Source organism: Protofrankia sp. CiP1_Cm_nod4 (genome assembly GCF_982290645.1).
The window spans coordinates 1-9,455 of sequence record NZ_CEVIVC010000169.1 but is presented as its reverse complement, the minus strand read 5'-3'; the positions used below and the strand labels follow the sequence as shown (position 1 = coordinate 9,455).

Here is a 9,455-nt window from a genome sequence, read left to right as displayed (position 1 = left end):
CACGCACCCAGCCCCACGCACCCAGCCCCGCGGACCCCGCCGGCGGCGTCACGCGACAGCGATATCGCCGGCAGCGGCAGAGCGTCCCACGCGTCCTATGGCAAGAAAAACCGGTCCAGCGCGGCGAGGGCCCTGTTGGTGTAGGTTTGCCGCCCCGTCTCCAGGCCGTACGCGAAGTCCTCAAGGACGCTGCAGCGTGCGTAGCAGACAGCCCGTTCTCGCAGGGAGAACATCTGGTCGCGGACGGGCCGGAGCCTGTCGACGGCAGCCGTCAGCGCCGCGTCCCCGAGGTCACGGCAGAGCAGGCCGATGTCATAGGCGGGGTCGGTGAGCGCGGCGTCACTCCAGACGACCAGCTCACCGTTGACCAGGTAAGCCATGTTGTCGAGTCCCTCACCCAGGCGCTCGACCGAGTGGACCCGCAGACCGGGCAGATGTGCCGTGACAACATCCACGACAGTAGGCAAACTGGCGGTAGCGGCCTCTGTCCTCCCCGCGCCGGGAGCGCCGGCACACGCGACACCAGCCGCGCTTCCCACCCGCCGGTCAGGATCGGCGGTGTCACCGTGCGCGTTCACGACCGCATGATATTCGATCTTCGGCCGTACGCTCTCCGAGGTATCCGATAAGCCGCTCGGACAAAGCCCGCTACGAGAAGCAGGGGCCGGTCGCCTGGATCACCCTCAACCGTCCGGAGGTCAAGAACGCGATCGACATCGAAACCAGCGACCGCCCGTGCGAGATGTGGCCGGCCCGCCCCGGTCCGATGCCGGTGCCGGCTTTCCGGCCGACGGGTTCACCAGTTCGACGGCTGACCGACGGCGACAGGTAACACATGATCTGCGTGCTCGTTTTCTCCTGTCGGTTTGCTGTGCGATGCGTGCCGCCGGCGAAAGTCGCCGCCATTGCGCTGGAGTATGCGTGGACCGCCGTTCCGTGATTGCGGGTATCGCCGGTGGCCCCGCTTGCCGCCACCACCGTCGTCTCGACGGCTTCGGGCGCCTCGGCGGGCGCGGCGTCGGCTGACTCCGGTGGCAACCGGTGCCGGCCGACGCTGGTGATCGGGTATCGCGGCGCGTCAGGCTACCGTCCGGAGCACACCCTGGCCTCGTACGAACTGGCGGCCCGGCTGGGCGCCGACTTCGTGGAACCAGATCTTGTGCCCACCAGGGACGGCGTTCTGCTCTGCCGGCACGAGCCGGAGATCGGCGGCACCACCAACGTCGCCGACCACCCGGAGTTCGCCTCCCGCAGGGTGACCAAGATGCTGGACGGCGTGCCGGCCGCCTGACGGGATCACGGACCTGATCGCCCGCCTCCCGCGCCGCCCGCCCGTCCATCGAGCGTTTCCCGTGGGGCCCAGGGGCTGCTTGGCGCGCTCGGCCGGGCGGCGGAGCCGGGGCTCGGCGAGTAGTGATCGTCAGGATACCGGCGCTGTAGATCACGGTCGGCCGGCGGTGTCGCTACGGAACGTCACGCAGAGTTTCCCCGCCTGGACTCCAGTCCAGTGACCAGCCATAGCGTGCGCCGGCGTCGGCCTGGGCTCCTCTGAGGAAGTCGTTCTCCCGCCGGATGATCACGTCGTCCCGCACGATGTGGAACGACGCGACGACACAGATCCGGGCGCCCGCCGGCGCGTCACCCAGGCGGATCGTGAGCTGCTCACCCGTCCGGGCGTCGACGGTGAGCGCTGGTCGCAGCAGGGGCCATTCCGGCGCGGCGTGCAGTCCGTAGGCGAAGACGAAGAAGCGCCTGAACGTCTGGAGCGCACCCAGATCGACAAAGATCGTCTGCCCTTCCAGCTCGTCGCGGCGGCCGAGCCGCAGCACCTGGCGGGGGGCCGCGGGCCCGGGGGCGCTGACGGTGTCGCCGAGGTCCTGCATGAGGCCGGCCGCCCCGTCGTTCGCCTGCCAGAGACAGCCGAGGTGGATGTTGCTCGGGCGAGGCAGGCCGGTCCGGGTCTTCAGTGGCGTCCACCGCAGGGTCACGGTCATGGCGGTCGAGCCGCGTTTCTCCTCCGTCCAGGTGGTGGCCGGATGATCGTCATCGAGTGCGGCGACGTGTTCCATACGCTGTTTGTGACGTGATGAATGCTCTCCGTATCCGTCACGAATGGGTGGCCGCCGCGCCAGGGCACGGGTGGCCGTCGCACGGGCCACGGTTACGAGGACGGCCTCGTCGGGCCCGCCGAGGTCGAGCAGCGAACGGGTAGCCGCCGGCACGGGCGTGAGCGGTGCGGGTCCGGCCGGCGGTGCGGGTCCAGCCGGCGGTGCGGGTCCAGCCGGCGGTGCGGGTCCAGCCGGCGGTGCGGGTCCAGCCGGCGGTGCGGATCCGGTCGAAGGTACAGGTCCGGTCGAGGGTGCGGATCCGGCTGGCGGTGCGGGCGGCCGCGTCACGGCAGGATCCCGCTCGGCCGGCGGTACGTGTGGGGGCTGCGGGCGCGGGGGCGACGAGGGCCTGATCACCGGAGGTGACCGGTGCGGCTCGGTGCGCGGCGGGTGCAGGTGCGCGGCCACGTTCCGCCGGGTCCGGGCAGGCGAGGCCCGGGTGAGGAAGGCGGCCACCCTGCCGGGATGCACCGTCGCGATGTCTCGTCCGTCGGGCCCGGCGAGGCCCGCGAGACCGTCGACGTAGCCCTGTCCGATGGCCCGGAACTTCCATCCCCGCGGGTGACGGTAGATCTCACCGAAGATCATTGCCGTCTCCAGCCCGGTTTCCGAATCCAGGCTGTAGCGGGCGATCTCGACATTGTCGGCGTGGTTGCGGACCCGGACGTAGGCGTGGCGCACCGACCGGAACGTCTGCCCGCGCCCGGCCGCGTCGTAGATCGCCGCCCCGAACTGCACCTGGCTGACCTCGGCCGGCACGGCGGCCAACGTGACAACGAGTTTTTCCGCGTCACCGACGGGCAGGCGCGGCGGCGGGGACGCGCCAGCCCGTTCCGTCGGGTTCGGCACCTGATGGGCCAGAAGCACCTGGGGCGACGTCGCGCCGCCGCTGCCGGGTGCGCCACTGCCGAGGACGCCGCTGCCGAGGACGACAAAGCCGTCCACCTCGACGGCGGCCGGGCCAGGCCCGTCGCTCCAGCCGAGGCCGATGTCCACCCGTTCGATACCGGGCGCCTCCCCCGCCAGCAGCACGTTCCCGCCCCTGGGCAGGACGACAGTCATGAATCGAGGTCCGAACGGCGGAACTTGGCGTCCAGGAAACGCGCCTGGATCGCCAGCCTGGCGGCGTCCCCGGTGTAGACGAGGTCCTGTAGCTCGTTGGCGCCTTCGTCGAGCAGCTGAAGCTGGCGGATCAGGTCCTCGGCGGGTGTGGTGCCCGTGACACCGGGACGTCCGGCGTACTGGGCCGGCAACGCGGTGAAGTCGCCGAGGGCCTGCGGGAGGTACTCGTGGATGATGGCGGTGAGATGCCTCATCTCCTCCTCGCTCGCGGACTGGGCCTCGATGTGGCGCAGTAACGGCCGCAGGACGTCATCGATGTCACGTACGGTCGGCACCGCCCCGGGCGGCAGCCGGCCCCCGTCCGCGTTCGCCCTCGCGACGATCCCGGCGAGCTCCCGTTGCAGCTGTCTGACCTGGTGGACGACCTCGGCCGTGTTCCGCGGCCCGGAGCCGGCCGCCGGGGCGGCCTGGTTCCCGAGGTTCTCGTTCCTGGGGCCCCTGGCGGTGCCGGAACGCCGTCGGAAGAACACGGCACCTCCTGTCCGTACCGATCGTATGACGGCCGATCGGATGACGGGCGTCGCTCAGCGCTCGCTGGCGCGGGCCCGCTCCAGGTACGACTTCGAGCGTCCCACCTGGGTCTCGAGCGCGGCGACGGTCGCCACCATGCTCTCGACCGCCTTCGCCTTGTACGTGTCGATGGCGTCCATCGTCGCGAAGATGTTGTCGAATGCCTTCTGCAGGGCCTCGACGCTGACCGTGCTGGACGACGCCTGCTGCTGGAGCTGGCCCGACTGCTGGCGCAGCAGCTCACTGGTCGATATGATCATGTTGTTCGTCGTGGCGTTCAGCGCGTTGATCTGGTCGAGCACGAGCCGCTGGTTCGCCAGCGCCTGAGCGACGATCACCGCGGTGCGCAGCGCGGCGACGGTCGTCGTCTGCGCCCGGTCGACGCCCTTGATGAGCTCGATGTTGTTCTTGCGGACGAGGTCGAGGGCGAGATAGCCCTGCACGCTCACCGCCAGCTGGGTGAGCAGGTCCTGCTGGCGCTGGCGGATGGGGAACAGCGCGTCCGAGGTGAACGCGTCAGCGGCCCCCGGATCCGCGGCCCGCAGCTGATCGATCTTCGCCGAGACCGCGCTGTCGAGCGCCTTCGCGAGGGTCGCGTACTCGGTGAGCTTGCCCATCGCGGCCCAGAGCTCCGCCTTCTCCTGCTCGATGGCGGCATTGTCCTTGCGCAGCTCGTCCTGGCCGGAGTCGAGCGCCCTGATGATGGCGTCGAGCTGCTTCTGCGCCGACTGGTAGCGCTGGAAGTAGCTGGAGATCCTGCTGCCGAACGGCACCACGCCGAGTAACCTGCGGGCGCCCTTCAGATCGGCCCTCGCCGGGTCGAGCTCGGTCACCGTCTGGCGCAGTTCGACGAGCGTGCCGGCGACGCGCGCCTGGGCGTCACCGCCACGGCCACCGCGGGCGCTCCTGAGCGCCGCCGCCGGACGCTCGAGCATCCGGTTGGACGTCCGGGCACTCGCGACGATCTCCCGCTGGCCCATCGACGCGATATCGCCGATCTTGTCCTGGAACGCCGGACTTCTCGGGTCCTGCGTGGCGAGGTCATCGGCGAACGCCGCAGCCCTTCTGCGCAGCTCCGCCCGGGTCGCCTCGTCGAGCGGAATCATGCTGTCCACCCGGTCGTCGGCGACGACCGGAACAGGCGCCGGCGGGGAGAGCTCAAGCGCGCCGCCCGCGGACCCCGGCACGGCCGCCCTGGCCGCGGGCGGCGTCAGCGGCCCGCCCAGATCCAGCGAGTCCGACACGAACGTCACCTCCCAACCCGCGGCCGCACCCAGCTGGTGTCCGCGCCGCACAGGATGCCGGCGGTCTCGAGCCTACGCGGTATGCCGGACAGATCGTCAGCTACGTGGGCGGCGGCGGGCCCGACAGATCGGCGACATCACCGCACCGCGACCGGACACGGGACAGGGCCGCGACCGCACGCCGCGACGCGAGGACGCCCGTGCCCGCCGCGAGTTTCCCCGCGTCCCCGGCTCGCGTGTGTTCCACGGGCAGAGCGGCTCGGGAGGCCAGCGGCCCCAACCGCGGCCCACTCAAGGGGAAACGCGAGCGGGCAGCCTCGGTTCCTGGCGTCAGCTCCTGGAGCGCCGGTCAAGTAGCTCGGATCCCATACACGACCACCCGTCCAGGCCATGATCCAGGAGAGTTTGTCGTTGTGTACGCTTTTTGGCCACAAAAGCGTACACAACGACAAAATTACGCCGATCTTCTCCGGTGGCCGACGTCTATCGAAGCATGCCATCGTTCAGGGGGGATACGTATGGTTACCTGACCGGCGCTCTGGCGTCAGCTCCTGGCGTCAGCAGTTCCTGGCGTCAGCTCTTGGCGTCCGACCATCTGTCGATCACGGAGACGTCGGCGACGAAGCGGACCCCGCTTCCGCCCGCCCAGTAGGCGGCGGTCGTGGCCAGCGTCCGGTGCATCAGCGACACGGCGTCGTTCGCCCGGTCGGCGGGGACGTGCAGCAGCAGCTCGTCGTGCAGGCAGAGGACGATCGTGCCGCCGAGGAGCACCAGCTCCCGGCGGACGGTGACCGCCCACGCCTTGAACAGCTCAGCCGCGGCACCCTGGATGACGGCGTTACGGGCGAACCGGCCGCGCGCGGCCGCCACCCGGTCCATGGCCACCCGGTCCATGGCCACCCGGTCCATGGCCACCCGGTCCATGGCCACGCGATCCAGGGCCACGCGATCCAGGTCCGTCCGGGGCGGGCCGGGCCGATCCGGGCCGGCGGGGGCCGACGGCGCGGTGCGGACCAGCCGGCCGCCGAACGTCCGCAGGTCACCGCCGGCCCGACCGACCCCGTCGGCGGCGTCCAGGTAGGCGATGGCGCGCGGGTACGCCTGCCGCATCTGCCGCAGGGCCGCGCCGGCGGCACCGGAGGTCTGCCCGTACATCGCCGCCAGGACCGCGACCTTGGCGGTGGGCCGGTCACAGCCGAGCCGGGCCGCCACCGGCGCGTACATGTCGTCATCCCCGGTCGCCCGGGCCAGCGCGGGGTCGCCGGAGACGGCGGCCAGCACCCGCGGCTCGATCTGCCCGAGGTCGGCCCGCACGATCCGGTGACCGGGCTGGGCCGCCACCGCGGCCCGCAGGCCGGCGGGCAGGTTGTGCAGACCGGCCTGGGCGGTCATGCGGCCGCCGGCCCCGTCGCTGCCGCGCCAGCCGCCGCGCAGCCGGCCGTCCGGCCCCACATAGCTGTCCAGCCAGCGGTACCCGTAGGTGGTGGCGATCCGCTCGGCCTTCCGCCAGGCCAGCAACGCCGCGACAACCGGGTGGACGTCGCGCAGCGGCTTCAGCCGGGCCGACCTGGTGTCCGGGATGTCGATGCCGAGGCCCAGCAGGGCGGTTCGCAGCTCCACCGGATTACGCAGATCCACCCCGCCACCGAGGTGGGCCAGCACCGGGGCGTCCCGCGCCCGCCGGGACGCGGCATCCTCGGCGCCGTCCCGCGGCCGGGGACCGACGACCTTGGCGATCATCCGCTGGGCGGCCGCGCGGTCCAGCGGCAGCCCGTCCCGTTCCAGCTCGCGGGCGAGCAGCTCCGCCGCGGACTCCGCCCAGGCCGTCAGCACCGCCAACGGTATGCCACCCGGCGCCGCCCGCGGGTCGTCCAGCCGGCGCAACGCCCGCTCCTGCGCCGCCCGGACGGCGAGGGCGAGCTCCGCGAAACGGGCAGCCCGCCGCAGCCGGCCGGCCGGGTCGCCGCGGCCGGGGATGCCCCACGCCTCGTCCGCCCAGCCCGAGCGCAGCTGCCCGTCGCCGCGGACCGGCTCCTGCGGGTCGTCACCGTCGGCCGCGTCCTCCACCACGGCCAGCAGGTCGAGCTGCCCACCCCGCGCCATCTTCCCGCCACCGGCGGCGGGAAGCGGCAGCCCACGGGCGGCGGCCCATACCGCGCCGGGGTCGTCCCGCCGTCCACCGTGCAGCACCCGGTGGACGGCGGCCAGATCCCAACAGACAGCCAGCCGCACACCGGCGGTGACCAGCGGCGCCGCCGCCCCCCGCGCCGACCACCACACCCACCGAGGCCCGAGAACATCCTCGACCTCGGCCACGACGGCGGACGGCTCGTGAGCCCGCACCGCCCAGCCGCCCCGCTCGCAGGCCAGCCCGACTCCCGCCCCGGCGACCACGACCACCGCCACCGGCTCCCGCCGCCCCACCCCGGCCGCCCGAAGAGCACGGGCGACCTCACCGGCGTCCAGCAGCGGCATCATCCGCCCATCTTCGCCCCCGCGAACCTGGATCGGTGAGATCACCTGCGTTGCCGGGTCTGTTCACCAGGACAACTCCCGCCGCCCCGAGCCCGGCACCGCACCTCGTGTACCGGAGACGGATCACGCCACCACGGATTATGTATCACAACGGATGACTACGCGAAAATCTCACCGGCCAGAAACAGAAAGATGGCCTCTATATTTATGCGTGTTAATTCCGAAACACCACGCCCAGCCGACCGTTCCGGCGAATTGCTGGACCTGGTGGAGGGCATGCAGTTCGACATCGTGCGACCCTCGCACCGGCTGCGGCGGAACGGCACCCAGGGCACGAAGGAAGAAGAGGCTTTCATTTCGTCCACTGGTCATGTATACCCCGAACTGGGACAGGAAATTACTGAACGCGGCGACAGGCTCCCTCGGCGCGCCTGGATCCAGCCACCAGGCAGCCAGTAGCTGGGTGCCAGCTCCGTTCTGCGCGTCATATGCGCTCAGTAGCATCGGCCTGTGTCCACCGTCCGACCGCTCCGGTGGAGCAACGCCAAGCAGGACGAATCCGGGCTCCACATTGAAACGATGCGCTTCAGGAGCCCGCCATGATGCCCTTTCGGCAACCTCGGACGCTATCCCGAACCGGTGGTTGTTCATAGCCAGATAACCGGGCGTCGCCAGCAGGTCGGCGGGCATCGTCCGCTGCACCCGGAACCGATCCTCCACCAACAATGATTCAATCTCTGCCGCCACCCGGCTCCGCCGCCAGAACACAGCAAGATGGTACTGGCGCCGCGCAAGGAGCCCTCCGCGGCCACCCTGACGCCCCCACCCGTGCCATCGACCGCCCCGGGCTGGCCATTCCCATCACCACCGGGCACGCCGTCTCACTGTCACCGCCCGATCACGACTGGAGGAACAAGGCTTGACGGAGGAGGATGAGCCGATCCGGGTACCGTACCCAAACATCGTACCTCTATGGTACGGTAAACTTGTACAATAGAGAAGGAGGGTGACAGTGGCTATCAGCGCCAGCGAGGCTCGCTCGCGCCTGTTCCCCCTGATTCAGCAGGTCAACGACGACCACGTGCCGGTACGGATCAGTTCCAAGAACGGAGACGCCGTCCTCATGTCCGCTGAGGACTTCGACTCCTGGCAGGAGACTATCTACCTGCTACGATCTCCCGCCAACGCCCGGCGGCTCATGGAGGCCGTCGCCCGGGACAAGTCGCACCAGGCTGCCGCCGTCAAGACCATGGAGGAGCTACAGGCTCTGGCGGGTGAGTAGTGCGGAGCATCCACTTCGACCCCGCCGCCTGGGAGGACTTTCTGTACTGGCTGGGCGCCGACCGGAAAATGGCGACGAGGATCACGCGCTTGATCGGCGAGATCCAGCGCGACCCCTTCACGGGGATAGGCAGGCCCGAGCCCTTGAAAGGCGACCTGTCCGGCTACTGGTCCCGCCGCATCGACGACGAGCACCGGCTGGTCTACCGGGCCGACGACAAGACAGTGAAGATTCTCAAAGCCCGCTACCATTACAGCGACTGATCAGGACTGAACCGCCCCGAGCCCTGTGGAGACAGAGTCACCTACGCTTCGGGACCATCCCGGCTTTGCCAGCGTGCTTCCCGCCCTCCCCGACGTCTTCCGGGCCGGACCGCCCGCGCTCAGCTCCCACCCGACCGCCGCGACGGTCCGGCGAGAAGGTCTCGCGCCTCCCGCGAGCCTCAGCACCTCACGGCGTAACGTGATCGTCGCCAGAGCCCGCTCTCGCTTACGTAGCCACGCACTGCTCACGTCGACCCACTCGGAGGAACACCCCGCCGGGAATACGACATGGGCAGAGCGGGCACGCAACGTCACCAACAGGATCAAGGTGTTGAGCCCGCACGGCCACCCAGAGAACAAGATCGTAGGGCTTGAGCCCGCGTTGAGCCCACAAACCCTGGGCGGTCTTCCATAATAGATCAAAAAAATAGAATCGCCGCAGGTCACAGAC

At 70.3% G+C, this 9,455-nt stretch carries 9 protein-coding genes; 3 read left to right on the top strand and 6 right to left on the bottom strand.

The window, feature by feature from the left end; all coding sequences use genetic code 11:
• Positions 1-95: 95 nt before the first annotated feature.
• Positions 96-467 (bottom strand): hypothetical protein, encoded by a 372-nt coding sequence (locus AC5LSR_RS21410; protein ID WP_493468901.1) that lies wholly within the window; start codon positions 465-467, stop codon positions 96-98.
• Positions 468-955: 488 nt separating this feature from the next.
• On the opposite strand from AC5LSR_RS21410, the gene AC5LSR_RS21405 reads away from it, so the two are divergent.
• Positions 956-1,291 carry a glycerophosphodiester phosphodiesterase family protein gene (locus AC5LSR_RS21405; RefSeq protein WP_250280591.1) on the top strand — a complete coding sequence of 112 codons (336 nt, stop codon included), beginning with the start codon at positions 956-958 and terminating at the stop codon, positions 1,289-1,291.
• Between the two features lie 172 nt (positions 1,292-1,463).
• Here AC5LSR_RS21405 and AC5LSR_RS21400 read toward each other — a convergent pair whose 3' ends face one another.
• From AC5LSR_RS21400 to AC5LSR_RS21380, 5 genes are all read right to left on the bottom strand, one after another.
• Positions 1,464-3,170, bottom strand: a complete 1,707-nt coding sequence (locus AC5LSR_RS21400) for a TerD family protein (RefSeq protein ID WP_250280593.1) — start codon at positions 3,168-3,170, stop codon at positions 1,464-1,466.
• Complete coding sequence (locus tag AC5LSR_RS21395; RefSeq protein WP_250280595.1) at positions 3,167-3,700, bottom strand: hypothetical protein; 534 nt, start codon at positions 3,698-3,700, stop codon at positions 3,167-3,169. Before AC5LSR_RS21395 ends, AC5LSR_RS21400 begins: the two co-directional genes overlap by 4 nt.
• Before the next feature lie 54 nt (positions 3,701-3,754).
• A complete protein-coding gene (locus AC5LSR_RS21390; RefSeq protein WP_250280597.1) occupies positions 3,755-4,984 on the bottom strand; it encodes a toxic anion resistance protein in 1,230 nt (409 codons plus the stop codon).
• A gap of 573 nt (positions 4,985-5,557) precedes the next feature.
• Complete coding sequence (locus AC5LSR_RS21385; RefSeq protein ID WP_250280599.1) at positions 5,558-7,462, bottom strand: DNA polymerase; 1,905 nt, start codon at positions 7,460-7,462, stop codon at positions 5,558-5,560.
• A gap of 168 nt (positions 7,463-7,630) precedes the next feature.
• A complete protein-coding gene (locus AC5LSR_RS21380) occupies positions 7,631-8,206 on the bottom strand; it encodes a hypothetical protein (protein ID WP_250280602.1) in 576 nt (191 codons plus the stop codon).
• 259 nt (positions 8,207-8,465) lie between these two features.
• Between AC5LSR_RS21380 and AC5LSR_RS21375 the strand changes: the two genes are divergently transcribed.
• Both AC5LSR_RS21375 and AC5LSR_RS21370 read left to right on the top strand, forming a co-directional pair.
• The gene (locus AC5LSR_RS21375) at positions 8,466-8,741 is read left to right on the top strand and encodes a type II toxin-antitoxin system Phd/YefM family antitoxin (protein WP_493468900.1); all 276 of its coding nucleotides are present in this window, start codon (positions 8,466-8,468) and stop codon (positions 8,739-8,741) included.
• Positions 8,741-9,004, top strand: a complete 264-nt coding sequence (locus AC5LSR_RS21370; protein ID WP_250280605.1) for a Txe/YoeB family addiction module toxin — start codon at positions 8,741-8,743, stop codon at positions 9,002-9,004. The genes AC5LSR_RS21375 and AC5LSR_RS21370 overlap by 1 nt, the downstream gene beginning before the upstream one ends.
• Positions 9,005-9,455: the final 451 nt, after the last annotated feature.